The organism is Candidatus Binatia bacterium (genome assembly GCA_029243485.1).
Lineage (GTDB): Bacteria > Desulfobacterota > Binatia > UBA12015 > UBA12015 > VGTG01.
On record JAQWRY010000037.1, the window covers coordinates 53521 to 77523 of the forward strand.

The 24003-nt window shown below is 65.1% G+C and carries 21 protein-coding genes; 13 read left to right on the top strand and 8 right to left on the bottom strand.

Going from position 1 to position 24003, the window contains the following annotated elements; genetic code table 11:
- Positions 1-11: 11 nt before the first annotated feature.
- The 5 genes from P8R42_12090 to P8R42_12110 all read left to right on the top strand — a co-directional run bounded on the left by P8R42_12090 (position 12) and on the right by P8R42_12110 (position 4215).
- The gene (locus P8R42_12090; protein ID MDG2305362.1) at positions 12-458 is read left to right on the top strand and encodes a DUF192 domain-containing protein; all 447 of its coding nucleotides are present in this window, start codon (positions 12-14) and stop codon (positions 456-458) included.
- Positions 459-511: 53 nt separating this feature from the next.
- Positions 512-1666 (top strand): SGNH/GDSL hydrolase family protein, encoded by a 1155-nt coding sequence (locus P8R42_12095; protein MDG2305363.1) that lies wholly within the window; start codon positions 512-514, stop codon positions 1664-1666.
- Positions 1663-2871, top strand: a complete 1209-nt coding sequence (locus P8R42_12100; GenBank protein ID MDG2305364.1) for an MBOAT family O-acyltransferase — start codon at positions 1663-1665, stop codon at positions 2869-2871. Before P8R42_12095 ends, P8R42_12100 begins: the two co-directional genes overlap by 4 nt.
- 8 nt (positions 2872-2879) lie before the next feature.
- The gene (locus tag P8R42_12105; GenBank protein ID MDG2305365.1) at positions 2880-3005 is read left to right on the top strand and encodes a hypothetical protein; all 126 of its coding nucleotides are present in this window, start codon (positions 2880-2882) and stop codon (positions 3003-3005) included.
- A gap of 73 nt (positions 3006-3078) precedes the next feature.
- Complete coding sequence (locus P8R42_12110) at positions 3079-4215, top strand: 3-deoxy-7-phosphoheptulonate synthase (protein ID MDG2305366.1); 1137 nt, start codon at positions 3079-3081, stop codon at positions 4213-4215.
- 100 nt (positions 4216-4315) lie between these two features.
- Here the strand turns inward: P8R42_12110 and P8R42_12115 are convergent, their stop codons facing one another.
- Entirely contained in the window at positions 4316-5398 is a 1083-nt protein-coding gene (locus P8R42_12115) for a phosphotransferase family protein (protein ID MDG2305367.1), read from the bottom strand.
- Positions 5399-5431: 33 nt separating this feature from the next.
- The gene (locus P8R42_12120) at positions 5432-6274 is read right to left on the bottom strand and encodes an SGNH/GDSL hydrolase family protein (GenBank protein ID MDG2305368.1); all 843 of its coding nucleotides are present in this window, start codon (positions 6272-6274) and stop codon (positions 5432-5434) included.
- A gap of 95 nt (positions 6275-6369) precedes the next feature.
- On the opposite strand from P8R42_12120, the gene P8R42_12125 reads away from it, so the two are divergent.
- Genes P8R42_12125 through P8R42_12145 form a run of 5 tightly spaced genes read left to right on the top strand, consistent with a single transcriptional unit; the run spans position 6370 to position 12516 of the window.
- Positions 6370-8376 (top strand): ABC transporter substrate-binding protein, encoded by a 2007-nt coding sequence (locus tag P8R42_12125; protein ID MDG2305369.1) that lies wholly within the window; start codon positions 6370-6372, stop codon positions 8374-8376.
- 4 nt (positions 8377-8380) lie between these two features.
- Complete coding sequence (locus tag P8R42_12130; GenBank protein MDG2305370.1) at positions 8381-9412, top strand: ABC transporter permease subunit; 1032 nt, start codon at positions 8381-8383, stop codon at positions 9410-9412.
- Entirely contained in the window at positions 9412-10494 is a 1083-nt protein-coding gene (locus P8R42_12135; protein MDG2305371.1) for an ABC transporter permease subunit, read from the top strand. Before P8R42_12130 ends, P8R42_12135 begins: the two co-directional genes overlap by 1 nt.
- A 4-nt stretch (positions 10495-10498) precedes the next feature.
- Positions 10499-11491 (top strand): ABC transporter ATP-binding protein, encoded by a 993-nt coding sequence (locus P8R42_12140; GenBank protein MDG2305372.1) that lies wholly within the window; start codon positions 10499-10501, stop codon positions 11489-11491.
- On the top strand, positions 11488-12516 hold the full coding sequence (locus P8R42_12145) for an ATP-binding cassette domain-containing protein (protein ID MDG2305373.1): 1029 nt from the start codon (positions 11488-11490) through the stop codon (positions 12514-12516). Before P8R42_12140 ends, P8R42_12145 begins: the two co-directional genes overlap by 4 nt.
- Here the strand turns inward: P8R42_12145 and P8R42_12150 are convergent.
- Complete coding sequence (locus tag P8R42_12150; protein ID MDG2305374.1) at positions 12510-13946, bottom strand: M48 family metalloprotease; 1437 nt, start codon at positions 13944-13946, stop codon at positions 12510-12512. The two genes, P8R42_12145 and P8R42_12150, sit on opposite strands and share 7 nt — an antisense overlap.
- Before the next feature lie 98 nt (positions 13947-14044).
- On the opposite strand from P8R42_12150, the gene P8R42_12155 reads away from it, so the two are divergent.
- On the top strand, positions 14045-14578 hold the full coding sequence (locus tag P8R42_12155) for a hypothetical protein (protein ID MDG2305375.1): 534 nt from the start codon (positions 14045-14047) through the stop codon (positions 14576-14578).
- A gap of 12 nt (positions 14579-14590) precedes the next feature.
- On the opposite strand, the gene P8R42_12160 is transcribed toward P8R42_12155, so the two are convergent.
- The 4 genes from P8R42_12160 to P8R42_12175 all read right to left on the bottom strand — a co-directional run bounded on the left by P8R42_12160 (position 14591) and on the right by P8R42_12175 (position 21360).
- Positions 14591-16489 carry a transketolase C-terminal domain-containing protein gene (locus P8R42_12160; GenBank protein ID MDG2305376.1) on the bottom strand — a complete coding sequence of 633 codons (1899 nt, stop codon included), beginning with the start codon at positions 16487-16489 and terminating at the stop codon, positions 14591-14593.
- Positions 16490-16796: 307 nt separating this feature from the next.
- The gene (gene cysS / locus P8R42_12165; GenBank protein MDG2305377.1) at positions 16797-18248 is read right to left on the bottom strand and encodes a cysteine--tRNA ligase; all 1452 of its coding nucleotides are present in this window, start codon (positions 18246-18248) and stop codon (positions 16797-16799) included.
- A gap of 4 nt (positions 18249-18252) precedes the next feature.
- Positions 18253-20208 carry an acetate--CoA ligase gene (acs, locus tag P8R42_12170; GenBank protein MDG2305378.1) on the bottom strand — a complete coding sequence of 652 codons (1956 nt, stop codon included), beginning with the start codon at positions 20206-20208 and terminating at the stop codon, positions 18253-18255.
- Positions 20209-20226: 18 nt separating this feature from the next.
- On the bottom strand, positions 20227-21360 hold the full coding sequence (locus P8R42_12175) for an acyl-CoA/acyl-ACP dehydrogenase (GenBank protein MDG2305379.1): 1134 nt from the start codon (positions 21358-21360) through the stop codon (positions 20227-20229).
- Positions 21361-21665: 305 nt separating this feature from the next.
- Between P8R42_12175 and P8R42_12180 the strand changes: the two genes are divergently transcribed.
- On the top strand, positions 21666-23093 hold the full coding sequence (locus P8R42_12180) for a sigma-54 dependent transcriptional regulator (GenBank protein ID MDG2305380.1): 1428 nt from the start codon (positions 21666-21668) through the stop codon (positions 23091-23093).
- A gap of 2 nt (positions 23094-23095) precedes the next feature.
- Entirely contained in the window at positions 23096-23521 is a 426-nt protein-coding gene (locus P8R42_12185) for a hypothetical protein (GenBank protein ID MDG2305381.1), read from the top strand.
- 45 nt (positions 23522-23566) lie between these two features.
- Here P8R42_12185 and P8R42_12190 read toward each other — a convergent pair whose 3' ends face one another.
- Positions 23567-23854, bottom strand: a complete 288-nt coding sequence (locus P8R42_12190) for a hypothetical protein (GenBank protein ID MDG2305382.1) — start codon at positions 23852-23854, stop codon at positions 23567-23569.
- Positions 23855-24003 lie beyond the last annotated feature (149 nt).

Sequence of the window (24003 nt, forward strand, 5' to 3'; positions counted from 1 at the left end):
GGTACGGGCGCGTGCTCGCGGTTCTCGCGATCGCGATCGCGCTCCTTGCGAGCTGCCGACCCACGGCCGGCGATCACGTCGTCCTCGAACCCAAGAGTGGCGATCCGGTCACCGTCACAGTCGAAGTCGTCGCGACTCCCCAGGCCCGCCAGCTGGGCCTCATGTATCGCGATGAGCTCGGCCCGAACTCCGGGATGCTCTTTCTCTTCCCGGCCGCGCAGCCGCTGTCGTTCTGGATGCGCAATACGAAGATTCCGCTCGACATCCTCTACCTCGCGGACGACGGCCGGATTCTGAACATCCACGAGCGCACGACGCCGTTCTCGGAGAAAGGCCTGCCCAGCGCGGGGCCGTCACGGATCGTCCTCGAGGTCGATGGCGGCTTCTGCGCCGAGCATGAGATCGCCGCCGGAGACTACGTTCGGCTCGGGGACCTCGACTCGCGGGCCGTTCGCTAACCTCCGAACCGATTGCGTACCGGCCGCCGGATATGGTCCCCTCCTGTACCTTGATGACCTTCGTGCAAACCCTGTGGTTCTGGGGCAAGATCGTCCTGGTCCTACTCCTGATCGACATCCTGCTGTTTCGCGTCGGGTGGTTCTGGGAGTTCAAACGCGAGCACCTGGCCGGCGCCGGCCTCGGGCAGACGGAGTACCTCCACGGCGTTACCGGTCGACTGGCCACTCATAATCCTGCGCGGCCCCTGGCCGTGGCGATCGGGAACTCCGTCGTTCGGATGACGGCGGCCGAGGGGACGATCAACCGGGCCCTCAGACGGTCGAAGGCGGGGACGAAGTTCCTGAACCTCGGCGTCGACTCGAGCCATACCGACGACGCCGCCCTGATGCTGAACGTGGCACGCGAGGCGGAGCCGTGGCTCGTGATCTACGGCTTGGCCTATCGCGACTTCATGCCTCGCACGAAGAAGTCCCTCGTCCGGCACAGCTTGATCGACTCGACGTTCGATGTCCCGACGATGAAACCCGCATCGATCGACGAGCGGCTCTCCCGTTTCGTCCGCTCACACTGGCGGCTCTACCACCACCGGGAGTTCGTACGCGCGATTCTCGCGCAGGAGTGGGCGACGCTGACCGGCTCGTTTCCGGCAGCCGCCTGGGCCGCAGAACATCCGCGCGCGCTCGGAGCCGCCGGTGCAGCCTTTCCACCCCAGTTCCTGGCGTCTGCATCCTGGCCGGCCTGGCAGCGCTGGAACCAGTCCCGGTCGTTCGCAGACTACGAGGCCTATCTCGCCACGCGCGGCCGACTCGCCACCGTCTACAAGAAGCGTCGGGCAAAACCGTTCGACCTCGAATCCAGCCCTCAACTCGCGGCCCTCGAGTGGATGCTCCGCCGAACAAAGGAAACAGGCGCGCGGATGATCCTCGCGTACTTCCCGGAGAACCCTGTATTTCGCGATCCGGAGGCAGCCGCGTACTTCAACCCGGAACTCTCGGATCGGCTCGCGGCCCTCCTCGAGCGTGAGGCCGCGCGCTTCGGAGCCCAATTCGTCGACCTACGGGCCCTACTCCCGGCAGAGGACTTCGTGGACCTTCAGCATACGAACCTCCGCGGGAGCCTAAAGATCAACCGGACCCTGACTCGCCTCGTCGACCAAGAGGCGCGAGCCGCGGCGTCTTCGGAAGCGATAACCGGGTCCGTGCGGTGACGTTCAACAGCTGGAGCTATGCCGCGTTCCTCCTGACCGCGGTCGTACTGCGCTTCATCGTTCCGCGCGCACTGGTCGGCCCGCTCCTCCTCGCGCTCAGCTTCGGCTTCTACGCGTGGGGCGCACCGGGCGACCTGCTGGTCCTTCTGCCCCTTGTCGGCGCGGTGCACTTCATCGCGAGACAAGCGGCCCCCGGACGCCCGAGTGGTGGACGTTGGCTCGCCGCCGGTGTCACGCTCTCCGTCGGGCTTCTCGCCTACTACAAGTACCAAGGCCTCGCGGTCGAGAGCGCGAACTACGTGAGTGCGCTCCTCGGGACGCCACTGGCGTGGCTGCCACCACAGACGATCGCGCCACTCGGCATCTCGTTCTTCGTCTTCCTGCTCATTCATTACCTCGTCGAGGTCCACCGGGGGAACGTGGCGCCGCTCGCCGCTCGCGATGAAGCGCTGTTCGTCCTGTTCTTCCCCACCGTCGTATCGGGGCCGCTAAAACGCGCCGAGGACTTCGCGCCACAGACGCAAGACCCGGCGCGACCGCAGGCGAGCGACCTACACGAGGGTCTCTCGCGGATCGTCGTCGGCCTCGCGAAGAAGACGCTCGTCGCGGACCAGATCGCGCCCCTTACCGCACCCGTGTTCTCGCACCCGGCCGGACACGATTGGGGCGATCTCTGGCTCGCCGCCTACGGCTACGCCGTCCAGATCTACTTCGACTTCTCGGCGTACTCTGACATGGCCATCGGCAGCGCACGGATGCTCCGCATCCGAGTTCCGGAGAATTTCGACTACCCCTACTTCCGAACCAACATCGTTCAGTTCTGGCGGCACTGGCACATGACCCTCACAGGCTGGATCACGCAGTACGTCTACTTCCCGCTCGGCGGGAACCGTCGGGGCCAGACACGCGCGTACGCGAACCGCTTCATCGCAATGGCACTCTGCGGGCTGTGGCACGGCTCGGCCTTCCACTTCGCTGTGTGGGGCGCGTACCATGGGCTCTTGCTGAACCTGTTCCACATCTATCAGAAGGTGCGCGCTCGCCTCCTTCCCGGCCGTCCCGACGGCTTCGACCACCCCGTCGCCCGCTTCACGAGCGGGCTGTTCACCTTTCACCTGGTTACGATCGGTTGGGTCTTCTTCGCCGCTGACCTCGCGCCGGCGATCCAGATCGTCGGGCGAATGCTCCTCCTCATGGAAGGATGATGGGTTCCGTGCGAAAGCGCATTCGAGCCGGCCTGGCGGAGAACGGACTGGTCGTGGTCTACGCGGTGCTCGTTGCGCTGTGCGCGGTCTACGCCCCGCTGAAGGTAATCCGCTTCATCTACGCGGAATTCTAGCGGGCACGGGCAAGGCCCGCTGCCACCACTGCCCGGCGTGCGACGCAAAGCGTAGATTGCTAAAAAATGCAGCGTGATCATCATCCTCAAGCCCGACGTGCGCCGCGATTCTCCCGCGATTCAAGAGGTGTTGGACCTCGCCGCGCGCTACCCCGGCGTGACCGCCCGAGTCCATGTCGTCGAGGGTTCGATCCGCTCGCTGATGGAGATCTATCTGATCGGCTCCACGCAGGAAGTTCCTCTCGAGCCGTTCCAGGATCTCTCGGCCGTCGAGCGCGTCGTCCGCATCTCGGAGAAGTACCGCATCATCGGTCGTCACAAGGGTCAGATCGAGTCCGAGGGATTCCAGTACCAGGGCATCACGTTCGACCAGGAGACGCTGCACGTGGCGCCGGGCCTCTGCGCCGTCGACACGCGCGAGCACGTGGACCAGATGTTCGCCGCACTGCAGGAACTCGGCATCCAGACGTCCCGCATGGGCGCCTACAAACCGCGCACCAGCCCGTACGACTTCCAGGGACTCGGTAAGAACTGCCTCCCCTACGTCTTCGAGAGCGCCGGCAAGCACGACATCAAAGTGATCGCGATGGAGATCACGCACGAGTCGAACATCGACGAGATCAACGCGGCGCTCGACGAGGCCGGCAGCCCAACCGGCGTGATGGTCCAGATCGGTACGCGCAACGCCCAGAACTTCGAGTTGCTGAAGTTCGTCGGTCGCCAGCAACGCTTTCCCGTTCTGTTCAAGCGCGGAATGGGAATCACGCTCGAGGAATCGCTCAACGCCTGCGAGTACGTCGCGAGCGAGGGTAACAGCCGCATCATCCTCTGCCTGCGCGGCATGAAGACCAATCTCGGCGACCCGCACCGCAACTTCGTCGACTTCGCGCACGTACCGACCGTGAAGCGCCTCACGCGAATGCCCGTCTGCGTCGACCCGTCTCACTCCGTCGGGTCACGTGCCGCCGGGCAAGACGGACTGACGGACATCCACCACGCGACCGCACAGGGCGTCGTGGCGGGCGCCAACCTCGTTCTGGTCGACTTCCATCCGGCGCCGACAAAGGCACTGTGTGACGGCCCTCAGGCCCTCACGCTGGACGAGTTGAAACCCTACCTCGAGGACATCGCGATCGTCCGGGAAGCCTACGAGAAGCGTCGCGACCTGGCGAAAAAGACGGCCACTGCCGCCCGCGGCGCCGGCGCCTGAGCCCGGCCCCTCGGGGCGCTAAACCATTGCCGTCCGCACTGCGTTCCTGCCCTGCCGCCCCTGGGCGGCAATCCGCCAACCCGATGTCGACGCCGGTGCCCTAGAGCCCGCCTGCGCAGGCCTGAGCGGCTTTCGCCAACTGCGGTACGAACTCGCCGAGCGCCTTGAAGCGCTCGTCCTGCGTCTGACCCTTCACGAACCGGACGTAGATCTGTTCGAGGACGACGGCCGTCTTGAACAAGGCGAACGTCTCGAACCAAGGGAGATGCTGAAGGTTCGTGCCGGTCCGCGCCGCATACCGTTCGGCGACTTCCGCTCTCGATGGGAATCCCGGAAGCATCGTCACGCTGCCGCCCGTTCCGCGCGGCGTCTCGTCCGCGGCTTCGGACCAGTAACCGAGGAGAGTCCCGAGATCGACCAGCGGATCGCCCAGACTCGTCATGTCCCAATCGAAGATCGCGACGAGGCGGCCCGGATCCTCGAGCGAGAACATCGCGTTGTCGAGCTTGTAGTCGTTGTGCAGAACGCTCACGCGCTCCGGCGCGGGGATCCGCCCGGCGAGCCACGTTGCAAGCTCGTCCATGAGCGGGATGTCGCGGGTCCGCGCACGGTCCCAACGTCCGTGCCAGCCCTTCACCTGTCGCTCGACGAAACCTTCGGGGCGACCCAACGCCGCGATCTCGGGACGAGCGGTATCGACGCTGTGCAGGTCTGCCAGCGCGTCGACGAGCGACTCGGCCATCCGACGTCGCAGGGCCGGCTCCTCGCCGAGCGCTTCCGGCCACGTCTGGCGAACCACGATCCCCCGCGACCTCTCCATCACGAAGAAGATCGCGCCGATGACGCTCTCGTCCTCGCACAGCACGACGGGACGCGGCGAGTGCTCGAAGAGCGGGGCCAGCGCTGCGAGTGCCTTGTACTCCCGCCGCATGTCGTGCGACTTCGGCGCCACCGGACCGAGGGGCGGCCGGCGCAAGACCATTTCGCGGTGTCCGAACCGGAGATCGTACGTCAGGTTCGCGTGCCCACCGTGGAACTGTCGAACCTCCATCTTCCCGCTCAGATCGGGGACCTGCGCGCGAAGGAATTCCTCCAGTCGAGCCTCGTCGAGACGTTCGTCAGGACGGACGTCGCCCGAAGCGTCGAGAAGATCGGTGTCGCCAGCGAGGGGATTCGTAGCCATGTTTGGCTTGCTAACAGCGGCCCGCGCGGGCCGTCAATCACCGCGTGCCGCGTCCGCGGCGGGCTTCGGCTCGGGCTCCGGCTCGGGATTCGGCAGCCCCCAGTGCCCTTCGGACCACCGAACGGCCCGGACACCGGCCCGCGGGCCCGTCACGCCCCCCAGCGCGGCCACACCCCGGTGCGCCTCCGACGCGCGGAGTGCCTGACCCGCCGCATTCATGTGCAGGTCGTCCATGAAGTGCTGCGGCCCCATCTCCAGCTCGAAGTCCAGGACGAACCGCGGAGCGAAGATGTCGTCGATGCGCGCATTCGTCTCGGCAATGGCGGCGAGCGATCGGCGGATCTCGCCCGTGCGGGGGTGCGGGAAGACCGTCGGCGTCACGATGACGAAACCGAGTAGGCCGCGCGACCGCACGATTCGCCAGAGACGGTTGTAGTTGTCCACGATCTCTTCGGGCACGCCATTCTGATCCGCGAGGACGTCGTTGGTGCCGAAGGCCAAGATGACGACGTCCACCGGGTCGGTGCTCAGGACCGATTCGAGTTGCCCCACGCCCGAGAAGAAGACCCGGTCCGCCGGCACATCCGATACGATATTCGGGCTGACCGTCGCACCACCCACGCCCATGTTCAGGATCCGGACGCGAGGATCCTCGAGGCGAGCCAGGAGCTGCTCGCACCACCCGAGCTCGGGCTCGAACCCACCGGGCTTCACCCCCTGCCAGGTCGAAGCCGTATTCGAATCGCCCAGACACGCGATCACGATCTCGCCGTCGCCGTTCCGGTCAACCGAGTCCGGCAGCGGCTGGGCCGTCGCCGGCGCAACAACCGCGACCAGGATCCCCGTGAGGAGCACCCGTAGGAGGCGTAGACGCATTCCTCCAAGGCTAAACGCCGTACGGGCGCCGCCGTCAAATCCGCCGTGCCGGGAAGCCCTTGCGACCACGAGCCCGGGCGGCAACAATCGCCCGGATGACGCGCTCCTGCCCTTCCGTTCTCATCGCCTTCGCCCTCGCGACCGGCCTCTGCCTCAGCGGCTGCCCAAGCGCCGGTGAGGACCCCGAATCGGCCGCACCTCCTGCGAGCGAGCCCGTCGCCGCCGCCCCGAAAGCGGACAAGGGGCCGCCGGCACCACCGCCGCCGCCCGCCGCACCGATTTCCTACGAGATCCCCGTCGCGACCTGGGATTGGGACGTCGACGCCGGCGACACGAGCGTTCCAGCCAACCAGGGCGGCCCCGGCTTCACCGGAGTGGGATGGGGGACCCGCAACGAAGGACCGGTGCTCGGCAGCCCCGAGGCCGTCCGCGGCGGCACCGCCCGGCTGTACCTTCCCGACTGGCCCCCCACCCTGCGGCAGGCCGGCGAGAACTGGAATACCTCCTTCAACTACATGGCCGGCGCGCTCTTGTACGAGAGCCTGCTGAGCATGAACCCCTTCACGCTTCAGCCGACGCCGGCGCTCGCGACGCACTGGTGGGTCTCCGAAGACAAGACGACCTACCGCTTCCGATTGAACCCGATGGCGCGGTTCAGCAACGGAGAAGAAGTCACCGCGAACGACGTCGTGGCGTCGTGGAAGCTGCGCGTCGACCCGGGGCTCCGCGAGCCGTCATCGGTCATGACTTTCGGCAAGCTGCACGAGCCGACGGTGCTCTCGAAATACATCGTCGAAGTGAAGGTCAAAGAAGAGAGCTGGCGAAACTTCTTGTACTTCTCCGGCATGACGGTCTTCCCGGCGAGTTCGATCGGCGACATCACGGGAGAAGAGTACCTCGACCGTTATCAGTTCGACTACGTACCCGGCTCCGGCCCGTACATCATCCACAAGGCCGACATCGACCAGGGGAAGTCGATCACCCTCCGGCGACGCGACGACTACTGGGACGAGAACAACCCCACGCGCCGTGGCACGTACAACATCGAAAACTACGAGTACGCGATCGTGAAGGACCCGGGCCTCGCCTTCGAGAAGGTGAAGAAGGGGGAGCTCGACATCTACACGGTGTCCAAGGCGCAATGGTGGGCCGAAGAGGTTCCCAAGATCGACGCCGTGAAACGCGGGATGTTGCAGCCCCGCAAGATCTGGAACGACCGGCCCATGGGCACCTCGGGAATCGCGATCAACATGCAGAAGCTCGGGCTCTCGGATTTGCGGGTGCGGCGCGCGCTCCAGTTTCTCTACAACCGCGAGCTGATGATCGAGAAGCTGTTCTTCGGCGAATACTCTCCTCTCGACAGCTACTACCAGGGCGGCGTCTACCAGAACCCGGACAACCCCCACATGCCGTACGACCCCCTCGCGGCGGTCGAGCTCCTCGAAGAGGCCGGGTGGACCGAGATCAACCCGGCCGGCTACCGGGTGAAGGACGGTCAGGAACTGCGATTCAACCTCGTCTACTCGAGCTCGCAGCTCGAGCCGAGTCTCACCCTGTTCCAGGAAGATGCCAAGCAGGCAGGCTTCGCCATCGACCTCCAGCTCCTTACGCCGGCGGCACTCTGGAAGGCACTCCAACAAAAGGAGTACCAGCTCTCGTCCATCGCCTGGGGCGCGCTCGTGTTCCCGAATCCCGAGACCTCGTTCTCGAGTGACCTCGCCGACAAGCACGGCAACAACAACATCACTGCGTTCAAGAACGACCGGGTCGATGCGCTCTGCGAAGAGTACGACACCGAGTACGATGTGGCCCGACGAATCGAGATCATCCGCGAGGTCGACGGGCTCGTGTACGAACAGCAGCCATACATCCTCGGCTGGTACCTCGCACCGCTCCGACTCCTGTACTCGAACAAGTTCAAGATGCCCGCGTGGGGGATCGGTCCGCTGACCGACGGGAGCGAAGAACATTACCTGTGGTGGATCGACCCTGAGCAGGAAAAGCTCGTAGACGAAGCGCGGCGCGACACGAGCAAGTCTCTGCCTCTCCTCCCCGTCGAGAACCGCTACTGGCAGGAGTGGCACAAGCACCAGGACGGCTGACCCGATGGCCGCCTACTTCGCTCGCCGCTTTCTGCTGATGATCCCGACGTTCCTCGGGATCACACTTCTGGTCTTCGCGATCACCCGTATGGTTCCCGGTGGGCCGATCGAGCAGATGATCCTGAAGACGCAGATGGCCGCGACCCAAGAGGGCGGCAGCAGTGGCACCTCGACCGGATCCGGATCCGGGATCCCGCAAGAAGTGCTCGAGCAACTGAAGGCGCACTACCACTTCGACAAGCCCATCCTCGTTGCCTACGGCTTGTGGCTGAAGGATCTTCTGACCCTCAACCTCGGGAAGTCGTACAAGTACAACACACCGGTTCTCGAGACGATCACCGGGCGCTTTCGCGTCAGCATGTACTTCGGGTTGATCGGCTTCTTCCTCGCTTATCTGATCTGCATCCCACTCGGGATCCGGAAAGCGATCAAGCACGGCGGGATCTTCGACGTCACCAGTAGCGTCGTCGTCTTCATGGGGTACTCGATCCCCGGATGGGCGTTGGGCGCCGTTCTCCTGGTGCTACTGGGCGGCGGGAGCTTCTGGGACGTCTTCCCCCTCGGCGGGTTCGAGTCCAGCGACTACGCGGACCTGAGCCTCTGGGGGAAGGTGAAGGATCGGGCGTACCACACCGTCCTTCCGGTGATGGCTTACATGGTCGGCAGCTTCGCCACGCTCACGATCCTGATGAAGAACTCCCTCATGGAGAACCTCGGACAGGACTACGTCCGGACGGCGTTCGCCAAGGGACTCTCCGAGCAGCGAGTGATCTTCGTGCATGCCTTCCGGAACTCACTGATTCCCCTGTGCACCGGGCTCGGGCATGCCGTCGGGCTCGTGATGGCGGGGAGCTACCTCATCGAGAAGGTCTTCAACATCGATGGCCTCGGCTACCTAGGCTACACGTCCGTCATCGACCGAGACTACGCGGTCGTGATGGGCGTACTCGTCTTCAATACGTTCCTCGTCCTGCTCGGGAACATTCTGTCCGACGTGTTGTACGTGCTCGTGGATCCGAGGATCCGCTTCAACTGATGCCGACCGACGTCGACACGCAACCGCAGTCGGTGTCGGTCTTCCGCCGACGGTGGCAGAAGTTCCGCACACTCAGGCGTGGCTGGTACAGCTTCGTGGTCCTGCTGACCTGCTACGTGACGACGTTCTTTCTGTTCCTCCTCGTGAACAACCAGGCGATCGCGGTCCACTACGACGGCGAAACCTACTTCCCGGCCTTCGCGGCCGCGTTCGAGGGCAAGGTGTACCAGGCGAAGGACTTCGGCCAACGCGCGATTGGCGAAACGAAGTACCGAAGACTGGCGAAGGAGTTCTCGGAGGACGCGGCGTCGGGCAACTGGGTCGTGATGCCGCCGTACCCGTACTCGCCGATCGAAAGCCTGCTGCGGGACCTACCCGGGAACCCTCCGCACGCGCCGAGCCTCGAGCACTGGTGTGGAACGGACGACCGTGGCCGCGACGTGTTCGCGCGCCTGACCTACGGGTTCCGAATCTCGATCTCGTTCGCGCTCGGCGTCACCCTACTCTCGTACCTGGTGGGGATGACCGTCGGCGCGTGCTTCGGGTACTTCGGCGGCCGCGTCGACATCCTGGGCCAGAGATTCGTCGAGATCTGGGCCGCCCTACCCTTCCTCTATACGATCATCATCATCAGCTCGATCATCCGCCCGAACGTGTGGCTCCTGATCGCACTGCTCTCGGCGTTCGGCTGGATCAGCATCAGCTTCTACATGCGCGGTGAATTCTATCGGGAGAAGGCCAAGGACTACGTTGCAGCAGCCATCGCCCAGGGAGAGTCGAACTTCTCGATCCTCTTCCGGCACATCCTCCCGAACTCCCTCACCCCGATCATCAGCTTCGCGCCGTTCGCGATCGTCGGCAGCATCAGCTCGCTCGTGTCGCTCGACTTTCTCGGCTTCGGGTTGCCCCCGCCGACACCCAGCTGGGGAGAGCTCGTCGGCCAGGGGCTCGCAAACATCCAGAAGTGGCATCTCGTCCTCTTCCCTCTGGGCGCGCTCTTCGGAACCTTGCTGATGGTCGTCTTCATCGGCGAAGCGGTCCGGGAGGCGTTCGATCCCAAGGTCTACTCGCGGCTGCGGTGATGCGATGAACAGCGAAGACACGAAACCGCTCCTGCAGGTGCAGGGCCTCCGCACCTACTTCGAAGTCGAGGGGAAGCGTGCGTGGGCCGTCGACGGCGTGAGCTTCGACATCTATCCGAGCGAAGTTCTTGGAATCGTCGGAGAGTCCGGCTGCGGGAAGTCGGTGACGGCGCTCTCCATCATGCGCCTCATCCCGGACCCTCCGGGGCGAATCGCCGAGGGCCAGATCCGGTTCGAGGGGAAGGACCTCCTGTCGCTCACGTACCCGGAGATGCGAGCGATCCGGGGTCGCCACATCGGGATGATCTTCCAAGAGCCGATGACGTCGCTGAACCCGGTCTTCACGATCGGCCACCAGGTGAGCGAGCCACTTCGCCAACACTTCGGGCTCTCCAAGCGCGAAGCATGGGCGCAGGCGGCGGAAGTCCTGACGCGGGTCGGAATTCCCGACTCGACGCGGCGCCTGGCCGACTACCCCCATCAGTTCTCGGGCGGCATGCGCCAACGCGTCATGATCGCGATGGCACTCATCTGCGAACCGGCGCTATTGATCGCCGACGAGCCCACGACGGCGCTCGACGTGACCATCCAGGCGCAGATCCTCGACGTGATGCGCAACGTGCAGGCGCGCCGCGAACGGGGATCCATCGTACTCATCACCCACGACCTCGCCGTCGTCGCCGAGACCTGCGACCGAGTGATCGTGATGTACGGCGGCAAGCTCCAGGAAATCGCGACAGCGATCGACCTCTTCGACGGGCCGCTGCATCCATACACGAAGGGTCTTCTCGCAAGCATCCCGGACCCCGACCGCAAAGGAGAACCGCTGCAGGCGATCCCCGGCAACGTCCCCGGGATTCTCGAGCTCCCGACCGGCTGCAAGTACTCAACCCGTTGCCCCGCCGTGCAGGACCGCTGCAGAGCCGAGGAGCCGGAGCTCCGGGAAGTGCGCCCCGGCCACCACGTGCGATGCCACTTCGCCGAGGAACTGGGATGAGTCGCACCGGCGAACCGCTTCTTTCCGTTCGGGACCTCCAGGTGTCGTTCCCCGTCTTTGGCGGAGTCTTGCGGCACAAGGTCGCCGAGATCCGCGCCGTCGACGGCGTGAGCTTCGACCTCCACCAGGGAGAGGTTCTCGGGCTCGTCGGAGAATCGGGCTCTGGGAAGACCACCGTGGGTCGCGCGATCATGAACATCATCCGGTTCATGTCGCCCGAAGCGACGCTCGGCGGGCAGATCCTGTTCAACACCGACGACGGCCCCGTGGATCTGAACGGTCTCCGCCGCCGTACGATGCGGCCCCACCGGGCCGAGATCGCGATGATCTTCCAGGATCCGTATTCCTCGTTGAATCCCCGGATGACGGTCCGCCAGATCGTCGAAGGTCCACTGGCCATCCACACGACGCTCAGCCGCACCGATCGACAGAAGCACGTTCTCGATCTGCTGGACCGCGTCGGCCTGCAGCCCGATTACGCCGGGCGGTACCCACACGAATTCTCCGGCGGGCAGCGGCAGCGCATCGGGATCGCGCGGGCCCTCGCGACCCGTCCGAAACTCATCATCGCCGACGAACCCGTGAGCGCGCTCGACGTGTCGGTTCAGGCACAGGTGATCAACCTGATGCAGGAACTCCAGGCCGACTTCGGGCTCACCTACATTTTCATCGCCCACGACCTGAGCGTCGTGCACCACATCGCCGACCGCATCGGGGTCCTGTACCTCGGGAAGATCGCCGAACTCGGTGGTGCGGACGAGGTGTACCGCACACCGCGACATCCGTATTCCCGCGCCCTACTCTCCGCCGTCCCGAAGCCCGATCCGCGCGCCGACCACTCGGGTCGCGTGCGGCTCGAGGGCGACATCCCCACCCCCATGGCAAAGCCCTCCGGATGCGTCTTCCGCACGCGCTGCCCGGTCGCCGTCGATCGTTGCGCCAACGACGTCCCGGCGCTCGAGGATCACGGTGGCGGGCGGCTCGTTGCCTGCCCAGAGGTTCGGGGCGAGAGCGAGGATCAGTAGCGCTCTTCGCGCACGATCTTCACCGCCTCACCCGCCGGCAGACGCGCCCCGGACGCCACCCCGTTCAGCACCTCGAGGTCGCGGACGGACCACCGGCTGCCCGTGCGCTTCGCGAGCGATGCGACGGTCTCTCCCCCTCGCGTCTTCACCACCCGGAGGCGCTCGACGCGGATTCGAGAACGATCGCTCTTCGTGAGCGGACGGAATGTTTCGATAGCGCGACGGACGGCGGTCCGATCCGAGGCATTACCGACGGAAGAGACACCGATCACCCGGTACAAGACCCCACCGTGGGCCACCCACGCGACGTCGAGGACCGCGTCCCGCCCCTCCATCTCCGCCACCGCCTCTCCGCGCGCGGCCGCAAGCCCACCGATGGGCTGCGACCGCAGCTTCAGATCGACCTTGTCCTGCGCCTCGACGGCACGCGCCGCCTGCATCGGATCCGTTCCCTCCGCGAGGGTCACGACGAGCAGCGCGCCGTCCGATCGAGCCGCGACGAAGTCACGTGCGTTCGCCGTCTTCCATCCCTTGGGGAAGCGGAGGGTGAATCCCATCGCCGGCTGCAGGAAATCCGTGCCGAGAAACACGCCGTGCATGGGATCCTCGCCGAGTCGCAGGCCGTTCAATTTCGAGAGGTGCGCCGCGCGGCCCTTCTCAGAAGCCCGTTCCGACCCCGAGATCTCCTGCGCCCGGACCCGGGTCGTCTCGACGCGCTCCGACGTGGCCGGGTGAGAGGAGAAGAAACTCGGCCCGTCGTCCTGCTCGTTCTGCACCGCGTATTGATGGAGCGAATCGAGAACCGTCGAGAGCGCAGCCGGATTGTAGCCCGCCCCTCCCATGAAGCGCTGACCGAGTTCATCGGCCTCCCGCTCTTGGTCGCGACCGTACGGCGCGAACAGCGCATCGGTCGTCGCGCTCCCGACTCCCGAGACAAAGTCACCCAGCGAGCTCGAGACGATGCCGGTCGCCGCTGCGCCGATCCCCGTAATGATGCGAAGGGGCGCCTGGGCCGATGCCTGACTCGTCCCGTGCCGCGCGGCGACGTGGCCGACCTCATGCCCGAGAATTCCGGCGAGCTCCGCCTCCGAGTTCGTGAGCGCGAGCAGGCCGACCGAGATGTAGACGAATCCCCCGGGGATGGCGAACGCGTTTGGCTCGACCATCTCGACGGCCCGGAACTGGTACTGAAACTGGCCCTCCGGTGCCTTGGCCGCGACGGTCTGTCCGACGCGGGAGACGTAGTTCGCGATGGTCGCGTCGTCGACGTACCCGAACGTCTGCTCGACCTCCTCAGCCGCCTTGCGGCCGAGCTCCTGCTCCTGCCCCTGCGACGTCAGGATGAGCTGTGGCTTGTTCGTCGCCGGGTTGAGAGAGCAGCCGAGGCCGGCGGTGATGACGAGGACCGAGACCAGAGCTGCGGAGCGCATGGGTCAGAGAGTGGAGGATGCGCCACCCGACCTCAAGCACACACCGTTTGCACCTGCGCCGCGCGCAGGGCAGAACCGAGCCAGGAGGAGCCCAACCCGTGAACCGCACCTTTCGCTTCATCGCCTCGGCGATCACCCTCACGATTCTCGTAGACACCACACCGGCGGCCGCCTGGGAATTCAAGGACTTCATGAACCCGCAGGGAGACCGCGGAACCGGCATCGTGCAGCCTGCGCTGAACAACGACGGCGTAATGCTGGCGTTCGGCTGCGACCGAGATCGGTGGCGCCAGGTCGCGATCCTTCCCCAAGGAGAGAAGCCGCTCCGCCTCGCCAGCGACGGTAAGGTCAGCATCGGATTCACCCCGGACTCCTTCACGCCAGACGGCAAATGGAAGGTTCGGGCCGCGGGCCGCGACCGGGCCTACTTCGCGCCCGCCCCCACCCCGTTCATGGAGCGCCTCTACCGTGAAGAGAAACGCGATGCCAAGACGATCCTGTACGTGAAGCTGCGGCCCGCGAAGAAGAGCCCGATCGTCCTTCAGTTCCCGGTGGCCGGCCTGAGAAAAGCACTCGCCGACCACCTCTGGAAGGACTGCAAGCTCGACATCTACTTCGGCCCACCGGAGTGAGCCAGCGCCGGCTCAGCCGGCGAGCGTCTCGACCTTGGCCATGATGGAGTCCGGGTCGAGGCCCTGATGGACCATCTGCTGCCACAAGCCGCCACAACCCTCGCGGTGCGTGCCGATGTGAGCGAACCGTGGCGTGAGGCCACGCTCGAGAAGCCAGCTGCCGAAGCGGCTGCCGAGCCCCGTCGTGAGACTGAAACCCTCGGCTACGAGCACGAAGCCGCCCTTGCCGATCTTCTGCATCATGTCCTCGTCCACGACGTTGAGCGTGGGCTTGTTCACGAGGCCGACGTCGATGCCCTTTTCCCTCAGGCGCTCGACCGCATCCATGGCGCGATACAGTGTCTCGCCGAAGCTGACGATGTAGCCGGCCGTGCCCTCACGAACCAACTCGTCCTTGCCGGGCTCGAACGTGTAGCCCTCGCCGTGCAGCAAGCTCCCGTCCACCTTCAGCAGATCGGGGAGGGCCGAACGGTTCGAGAAGACGAAGCGCAGACCGGGATCGTCGAACACTCGTTCGAGAACGGCCCGCATCTGGTGTTGGTCACCTGGGAAGTACAGGCGCGTCGTGTCGTCCTCGGACGCGAGTCCGTTCGCCGCGAACATGTTGTTCAGGCCGAAGTGGCAGGTGTTGTCCGCCATGTCGTCGACGCCGGCGTGCGAGAAGTGCGCAAGAACGTTGGCGCGGTTCAGCCGCGCCATCGTGATCTCAGAAACGCACATCTCGAGGAAGGCCGAGAACGTGCCGAACACGCCCTGGCGGCCCTTCTCCATCCCGAAGCCGGCGGCCGCGGAGAAGTTCCCGCGCTCCATGATCCCCGACGCGACATAGATGTCGGGGAAGGCCTTGTGGATGTGATGCAGCCCGCAGGACCCCTCGAGATCGCTGTCGATCACCTTCACGCGCCTTGCGCGCTCTTCATCGGAAAGCTTGCCGAGAATGTCTACGAGTACCTGGCCGAAGACCTCGCGGTTCTTTCCCTTGTCGTTGGACGTACCGCGGTGCGACACGCTGTGCTTCGGCTTCTCAATCGCCTTCAACTGCGCCGCGGCGTCCGCATGCCCGTGTTCGTCGAGATAGAGGACCGCATTGTCGACCGAGATCACGTCGTGCGCTTTCGGTGCGCCTTCGATGTTCGGGATACCGACGGCCATCTTGCGCTTGTTGATGAGCGCAACGGGCCCCTTGGTCGTGACGGCCTTCGCCATGCGCGTGTAGAGCGAATCGAGATCTTCGCCCTGTCCTTCGTCGACCGAGAGACCATGGCCGGCGAGGGTTTTCGCAACGGAGAATCCCGGCATGTATTCGCTCGGGTGACCGGCGATCGTAACGTCGTTGTCGTCGACGATGATCTTCACGTCGAGCCCATGGCCCACTGCCAAGCGAGCCGCCTCGGCGTCGTTGCCTTCTTGTTGCGATCCGTCGGAGCCGAACACGAACACCGCCTTGCCCGGATGCGCGAGCGCGATGCCGTTTGCAAACGGCCACATGTGACCGAGACGCCCCGATGAGAAACCGACACCAGGAGTGAGGCCCAACTCCGGATGGCCCGGCAGCGTCGAATCCGCCTCCCGGTACTTCATCAGCTGCTCGGCCGGCAGGTGCCCGTAGAGCGCCGACATGAGGTACTGAATCGCGACCCGGTGACCGGCCTCGTCGAGGTACAACGGCACGACCGGTGCGCCGAAGCGCATGAACCCATCGGCGATCAAGACCTCGGGCACGATGTCGTACGGTCCACCCGTATGGCCGCCGAGCCCTTTGGCCGCGCCGGTCGCCGTAAAGAAGATGATCACATCCCGGCAGAGTTGGACGTTCGCGGCGAGCGTCGTGCGCTCGTCGGGGGTCAAGCTGGTGCGACTCGGGTCGAGCGGCAGCGGCTTGAAGGCGGACAAATCAATCGGGAAGCTCATCTTCTCTCCTTCGCGCGGAATCCTAGCGATCTCGGCAGAAAACGCCACAGCAGTCTCTAACCATGGCCACCAGCTCGGAGGACGAGACAGCGTGCCAGGCCCCCTGCGGGCCCCGACTGGAGCGCGATCGCGTACCGCGGCTCCCGGTCCCGACCGGGCCGGAACCCCGCCTGGGGCCCGATCCCGACCCCGAGAGAGTCTCCCGCGGTCGCCGGAGCCCCCCGGGGAGGCCCGGCACTTCGCCTCACCGCAGACGGCAACCGGAACCTTGAGGGCGCCACCCAGCGGCGGTCGCCGGGCCGGAGGTTCAACCCTCGTACCCGCGCTTCAACGTCCAGCTGGTCGTGCCGTCGGGGTGATCCTTCAGGTCGATGCCCGCGGCGAGGAGCTCGTCGCGCGCGGCATCCGCAGCCGCGAAGTCCTTGGCGGCCCGCGCATCACGGCGCCGGACGATGATGGCTTCGATCTGGTCGTTGGAGAGCCCGGCCTCCGCGGCGCGATCGCTGCGCCACGCCTGCAGGGTCTCGACCGGATCTCCCTGAAGAACTCCGAACACCGATCCGGTGTCCCGCAGGACAGCGCCGAGCGCCACCGCCTCGTCGTTCCGGCCCGCGTCGAGCAGACGGTTCGCCGCCCGGATGCCGTCGTGAAGCGCGGCGAGGGCACGCGGGGTATTCAGATCGTCGGCCAGGGCCGTGCGGAAGTCGTTGCGGCACGTCGCCGCGGCGGCTGCGTCTTCGGCGGCGCCTTCCGCACCGGTGGCGTCGATCCGCGCGAGAGTCTCGTACAAACGCACGAGGCTGCGCTTCGCATCGTCGATCACCGACGGCGCGAATTCGAGCGGCGAGCGATAGTGCGTCTGAAGCAACGCGAGACGGAGCGCTTCGCACGGGTGCTCTTCGAGGGCAGAACGGATCGTGACGAAGTTCCCGAGAGACTTCGACATTTTCTCTTCGCCGAGTCGCAAGAACGCGACATGCATCCAATGTCCGACGAACGGCGTGCCGCTCGCCGCCTCGGACTGCGCGATCTCGTTCTCGTGGTGCGGGAAGACGAGGTCTTCCCCTCCCCCGTGGAGATCGAACGGCTGCCCGAGATACTTCGACGCCATCGCCGAGCACTCGATGTGCCACCCTGGACGACCGTCGCCGAAGGGGCTCTCCCAGATCGGCTCGCCCGGCTTTGCGCCCTTCCACAATACGAAGTCGCACGGATGACGTTTCCGCTCGCCGACTTCGACGCGCGCGCCGGCCTGCAGGTCTTCGATCCGCCGGTTCGAGAGACGACCGTACGCCGGGTAGTCGGGCACGCTGAAGTAGACGTCGCCGTCCACCCGATAGGCGACGCCGCGCTCTTCGAGTTGGCTGATGAGCGTGACCATCTCCGGAATGTGCTCAGTGGCGCGCGGCTCGATCGTCGGCCTACGGCATCCCAGCATCTCCATGTCTTCGAAGAACGCCTCCGTCATGCGATCCGCGAGTGCCGAGGCCGGTTCGCCGGCCTCGTTCGCGCGGTTGATGATCTTGTCCTCGATGTCCGTGACGTTGCGGACGTACGTCAGCTTCTGCCCGACCCAGGTCAGGTAGCGGGCGAGAACGTCGAACACGGTGATCATCCGCCCGTGCCCGATGTGAGCATGATCGTACACCGTCACCCCACACACGTACATGCGCACATGGCCCGGCTCGCCGGTCACGAGCGGTTCCACACGCCGGGTGAGGGTGTTGTAGAGAGAAATCGGCGCGGCAGCGTCGGACATCGGCTCAGTCGTCCGACTGCCGGAGCTTCTCGACGATCGAGGCGTCCTCGAGCGTCGTCGTGTCACCGGTGTCCCGGCCCGCCGCAATGTCCCGCAGCAGACGCCGCATGATCTTGCCGCTCCGAGTCTTCGGGAGCGTGTCGGTGAACTTCAGGTCGTCGGGCTTCGCGAACGCACCGATTTCCTTGCCGACGTGCTCGCGGAGTTCCTTCTTGAGGTCGTCCGACGCCGTATAGCCGCCTTCCAGCGTGACGAACGCGGCCAGCGCCTGCCCCTTCACGTCATCGGGACGGTCGACGACCGCAGCCTCCGCAACCGCGCGGTGCGCGACGAGCGCGCTCTCGACCTCCATCGTACCGAGTCGGTGGCCCGACACGTTCACGACGTCGTCGATTCGACCCATGATCCAGAAGTACCCATCCTCGTCGCAGCGCGCTCCGTCCCCGGTGAAGTAGTTGCCCGGGAGGTCGCTCCAGTAGGTCTTTACGTATCGGTCGTCGTCGCCGTAAATCGTGCGCAGCATGCTCGGCCAGGGCTTGCGAACGACCAGAAGCCCACCTTCGTTCGGTCCGACCTTGTTGCCCTCTCGGTCGACGACCTCGGGAAAGATCCCCGGGAGCGGCAGCGTGCCGGAGCCCGGCTTGGTCGGGGTCGCGCCCGGGAGGGGTGAGATCAGAATCCCGCCGGTCTCGGTCTGCCACCACGTGTCGACGATCGGGCAGCGCCCACCGCCGATCTTCTCGTGGTACCACATCCAAGCTTCCGGATTGATCGGCTCACCGACCGTGCCGAGCAGGCGCAACGAGGAGAGATCGTGCCGCTCGGGCCACTGCTCCCCCCATTTGACGCAGGTCCGGATGAGCGTCGGCGCCGTGTAGAGCGTCGTCACGCCGTAACGCTCCACGATCTCCCACAAGCGATCCGGCTCGGGATAGTTCGGGACACCCTCGTACATCACGGCCGTCGCACCGTTCGCGAGCGGACCGTACACGAGATAGCTGTGCCCGGTCACCCAACCGATGTCGGCGGTGCACCAGTACGTGTCGGTATCCTTCAGATCGAACACCAGCTTCGAGCTGTACGCGACGTGGGTGAGGTAGCCTCCTGTCGTGTGCAGAACGCCCTTCGGCTTCCCGGTGGTGCCGCTGGTGTAGAGAATGAAGAGCGGATGCTCGGAGTCGAGCGCCTCGGGCTCGCAGACGACGTCCGCCCGCTCCATCTCGTCGTGCCACCAAACGTCGCGACCATCCTTCCAATCCACGTCGTCGCCGCTGCGACGAACGACCAAAACCTTCTCGACCGAAGGGCAGTCCTCGAGAGCCTTGTCGACGGTAGGCTTCAGCGGGAACGTGTTGCCGCGGCGATAGCCTCCGTCGGCAGTGATGACGACACGGGCCGTGCAATCGTTCATGCGGTCGCGAATTGCGTCGGCCGAAAATCCACCGAACACGATCGAGTGCGTGGCGCCGATGCGCGTGCACGCGAGCATCGCGATCGCGAGTTCGGGAACGAGCGGCATGTACAGGCCGACGCGATCGCCCTTGCAGACGCCGAGCGACTTCAGGACGTTCGCCGCCTTACAGACCTCGCGGTGGAGCTCGAAGTAGGTGATCGTCCGACGGTCGCCGGGCTCCCCTTCCCAGATGAGAGCCGCCTTGTTCTTGCGCCACGTGTCGAGGTGGCGATCGACGCAATTGTAGCTGACGTTCAGCTTGCCGCCGACAAACCACTTGGCAAAGGGCACGTCCCAATCGAGGACCTTGTCCCATTTCTGGAACCAGCTGACGTGCTCCTCGGCGATCTTGGCCCAGAAGGCCTCGGGATCCTTCTCCGCCTCGGCGCACATCTCGCGGTACTGCTCCATGGATTTCACGTGCGCCTCGCTCGCGAAATCGGCCGGGGGCGGGAACTTCCGTCGCTCTTTGAGGACGGACTCGATGACTACGCCGGAATCACTCATGGGGATGCCTCTCGGGGTTCAGAGAATCTGTTGGGCGACGAGCTCGCGGTTCCACGTGGCGTCGCCGAAGCTCACTTCGGAGCTCTTGGCTCGTTTGAAATAGATGTGCATGTCGTGCTCCCAGGTGAACCCGATCCCGCCGTGGATCTGGATGCCCTCACCTGCGACGACACGATACGCATCCGAGCAATACGCCTTTGCCATGGCTGCAGCCAACGATGCATCCTCCACGTCGTTGGCGACCGCCCAGGCCGCGTAGTACGTGGCGGACTTCGAGCTCTCGACCTGCACCATCATATCGGCACATTTGTGTTGGATCGCCTGGAAGGAGCCAATGGGCTTGCCGAACTGCTCGCGCACCTTCGCGTACTCCACCGACATGTCGAGGACCTGCTGCGCGCCGCCGCACATCTCGGCACAGAGCGCGACCTTCGCACGATCGCCCAGATGCTCTAGGGTCCGCCATCCGCCACCGAGTTCACCGACGAGCGCGTCGCCGTCGACCACGACACCTTCGAGTTTCACCTCGGCGAGACGACGCGTCTGATCCATGGACTTGAGGGCCGTCGTCGTCACCCCCGGAGTATTCCGGTCGACACAGAAGAGGCTGATGCCATCGGCCGCGGTCGTCCCCGGAGTGCGAGCGGCAACGATCAGCAGCTCCGCGATGTGACCGTCGGGCACGAACAGCTTCGTACCGTCGAGCTGGTAGCCGGCGCCTTCGGCGGATGCCGTGGCCGCGATTCCTTCGGAATCCCACCGGCCGTTCGGCTCCATGTTCGCAACCGTCGCGAGCAACTTGCCCGACGCGATCTCGGGGAGATAGCGCTTCTTCTGCGCTTCGGTGCCGGCTTCGATGAGCGCGACCGCGGCGTACACCGTCGTCGAAAGAAACGGCCCCGGTAGGACGACACGCCCCATCTCTTCGAGGACGACGATCAGATCGACGAAGTCGAGTCCGGCACCACCGTACTCCTCCGGAAGAATCAGCCCTTGCCACCCGAGCTGCGCCATCTTCTCCCAGAGCTCCGAAGAGTGACCGGTTTCGTCATCCATCATCGCGCGAACGACCGTCATCGAACATTCCTTGGACAGGAAGTCGCGGGCGGACTGCCGAAGAAGATCCTGTTCCTCACTAAACCCAAAATCCATACTGGCGAGAGCTTAGTGTCCACAGCCAAAAATTCCACGCCGCGCCCCCGGGGCTCCGAGACTGCCCCCCGAGATCCGTCGAGCGGACCTGCCCTTTTCCGGCCTTCCGCCACAAAATTGACGATCTTCGGCACGATGGTCACGGAGTGCTCTGCCGCACTGCGTCGCCGCAGGAGGGCATCAAGTGTGGCACATGCCGAAAAACGCTGCGCCTCTGGTGACACGCTGCGCCCCAGGCGGGGGCCGGTTCTGACACAGGACTCTGGCATCGGCTTTGCGAGCCCAGGCTGTCGAGGACGACAAGGATGTCGGACAAAAACAGCAGCCAAGACAGCCAACTGCCCGAACCCAGTGGCGACGCGCCCCGGGTCCTGATCGTCGAGGACGATGAGGTCCTGATCGGGATTCTCGAGCACCACCTGCACCAGCACGGGTGCCGGGTCTTCACCGCGACGAATGCCGACCGCGCACTGGAGATCCTCTCCAACACGCCCATCGACGTCACCGTCAGTGACGTGTGCATGCCGGGGATGAGCGGCATCGAACTTCTCCAAGAGGTTCGCAAACGCGACTCGGACGCCGACCTGATTCTGGTCACCGCGCACTCGTCGGTGAAGAATGCGGTCTCGGCCATCCAGGCCGGCGCGGCCGACTATCTCGAGAAACCTGTCGACTGCCGGCGCCTTTACCACTCGATCCAGATGATGGTGGAGCGGCGTCGCCTGCGACAGCGTGTCCGGATCCTCGAACTCGGCGGCCGGGACTCGACGTTCTTCGACGGCATGGCTGCCCGCTCCCGCCGCATGCTGGAAGTCTTCAGCTTCATCGAACGGCTAGCCGCCTACCCCACGACCGTCCTCATAACGGGCGAAAGTGGGACCGGAAAAGAACTCGCCGCTCGCGCGGTCCACCACCGTTCGCCACTCGCCGACCGTCCGTTCGTTGTCTGCAACTGCAGCGTGCTCGCGCCGAGCCTCATCGAGAGCGAGCTCTTCGGCCACGTGAAGGGAGCCTTCACCGGCGCCGATCATGATCAGAAGGGACTCTTCGAGAGCGCGAACGGCGGAACGATCTTCCTCGACGAAATCGGAGAGCTTCCCCTCGATGCGCAGGTGAAGCTGCTCCGGGTCCTCGAGAACCGAGAGATCCGTCGCGTGGGATCACCGACCTCGGTGCCGGTGGACATTCGTGTCGTCGCGGCAACGAACCGCAATCTCGCAGCAATGTCTCGCGCCGGCGAGTTCCGCGAGGACCTATACTACCGGTTGAACGTCGGCGTCATCGAGCTTCCGCCCCTGCGCGAGCGTATCGAAGACATCGAGCTTCTGGCCGAACACTTCCTGCAGGGCTTCGCCCGCAAGTTTGCGATCGACCGTCCCACCCTGTCCCCGGAGGTCATGGATCTCTTCCAAAGCTACGGATGGCCAGGGAACGTCCGGGAGCTGAGCAACGTCCTCGAGCGTGCCTCGATCATGGCGCACGGCAGCGACATCAAGGTCGAACACCTGCCGGCCGAGCTGCGCAACGAGACCTCTACCAAGCCTACCCCCGAAGCCCTTCCCGACGAGAATTCCGAAGAAGTCGAGATGGATCTGAGCCTCCGCGCCGCGGAGCGCAACCAGATCCGTCGGGCTCTGGACTCCGCCGGAGGTAAGCGTGTCGCCGCCGCCCGACTACTCGGGCTGTCGCGACGGACTCTCTATCGGAAGTTGGACAAGTACGGGATTCGATGATGATGACGACGATTCGAAATCGGCATTCGAGCCGCGCCGTTCACACGGCCGCGAGGATCCGCACTCCCTCCCTGCGCCGCATCCGGACGCGCGGCGCCTCGGACGCCTCTACGGGTAGTCTGGCGAAACCGCGCCGCCGTCCGACAGTAAGACGGCTCCCGCCGCTCACCAGCCATGGGGGCCGGCCGCTTCTGCGTGTGGTGGCGTCGAACCCGCACTTCGCGAAGAAGTCCGCGCACACGCCACGGCGGCGCCATCTGACGCTCGTCGGGGCGGCGGTCCTACCGACCGGCCTTCTGCAGACGACGGGCGAGCCGTGGACGCACGCTGAGCCCAAGAGCCACACAATGATCGTGCTCGGGCTTGCAGCAGCCGGGCTGGTCGCGCTGGCGACCGCCATCGGCCGGCTGCTGACGACGTCCCTGTAGAAGCAGGAGGCGGGGCCGAAGCCCCGCCCGCACCGCACGTCGGTCCTATGCGTCGACGGCTCCTGTGCGGCGAAGCGCCGCGCGGGCAAAGTCCTCCTCTTCACGATTGGCTTCGAGAAGAGCCCGGAGCGTCTGCTCAATCGCAGTGAGCTCCGAATTCACGCTGACCAGCGACTCCACGAGCGCGACCCAGCAGTCCTGGTCGGGTCGGGCAGCGGTCTCACTCCCATCTTCGCAAAGGGAAACACAGCGTTTGGTCACTTCGAGGACACCCTCTGAAGCGCCTTCGAGGTGGGTAGCAAGGTCGATGAAGGTATGGCGGTCGATGATCACGTGTGGATTGCCTCCGGGAGTCTGTCAGGGTTCACCAAGACCAATTGGCAAGTTGAGTGCCACCGGAAGCGCGAAAAACGACTGAAAATGCAGGGGTTCTCCGGGCCCGAAATCTTGCATCCGAGCGAGCCCCGCCGCGGTCTTGCGAA

Coding starts and splice junctions, on each gene's coding strand:
- P8R42_12135 (MDG2305371.1), top strand. CDS start 9,412: ATGCCGACCGACGTCGACACGCAACCGCAGTCGGTGTCGGTCTTCCGC.
- P8R42_12175 (MDG2305379.1), bottom strand. CDS start 21,360: ATGGATTTTGGGTTTAGTGAGGAACAGGATCTTCTTCGGCAGTCCGCC.
- P8R42_12095 (MDG2305363.1), top strand. CDS start 512: ATGACCTTCGTGCAAACCCTGTGGTTCTGGGGCAAGATCGTCCTGGTC.
- P8R42_12115 (MDG2305367.1), bottom strand. CDS start 5,398: ATGGCTACGAATCCCCTCGCTGGCGACACCGATCTTCTCGACGCTTCG.
- P8R42_12145 (MDG2305373.1), top strand. CDS start 11,488: ATGAGTCGCACCGGCGAACCGCTTCTTTCCGTTCGGGACCTCCAGGTG.
- P8R42_12140 (MDG2305372.1), top strand. CDS start 10,499: ATGAACAGCGAAGACACGAAACCGCTCCTGCAGGTGCAGGGCCTCCGC.
- P8R42_12180 (MDG2305380.1), top strand. CDS start 21,666: ATGTCGGACAAAAACAGCAGCCAAGACAGCCAACTGCCCGAACCCAGT.
- P8R42_12130 (MDG2305370.1), top strand. CDS start 8,381: ATGGCCGCCTACTTCGCTCGCCGCTTTCTGCTGATGATCCCGACGTTC.
- P8R42_12150 (MDG2305374.1), bottom strand. CDS start 13,946: ATGCGCTCCGCAGCTCTGGTCTCGGTCCTCGTCATCACCGCCGGCCTC.
- cysS (MDG2305377.1), bottom strand. CDS start 18,248: ATGTCCGACGCTGCCGCGCCGATTTCTCTCTACAACACCCTCACCCGG.
- acs (MDG2305378.1), bottom strand. CDS start 20,208: ATGAGTGATTCCGGCGTAGTCATCGAGTCCGTCCTCAAAGAGCGACGG.
- P8R42_12120 (MDG2305368.1), bottom strand. CDS start 6,274: ATGCGTCTACGCCTCCTACGGGTGCTCCTCACGGGGATCCTGGTCGCG.
- P8R42_12185 (MDG2305381.1), top strand. CDS start 23,096: ATGACGACGATTCGAAATCGGCATTCGAGCCGCGCCGTTCACACGGCC.
- P8R42_12125 (MDG2305369.1), top strand. CDS start 6,370: ATGACGCGCTCCTGCCCTTCCGTTCTCATCGCCTTCGCCCTCGCGACC.
- P8R42_12160 (MDG2305376.1), bottom strand. CDS start 16,489: ATGAGCTTCCCGATTGATTTGTCCGCCTTCAAGCCGCTGCCGCTCGAC.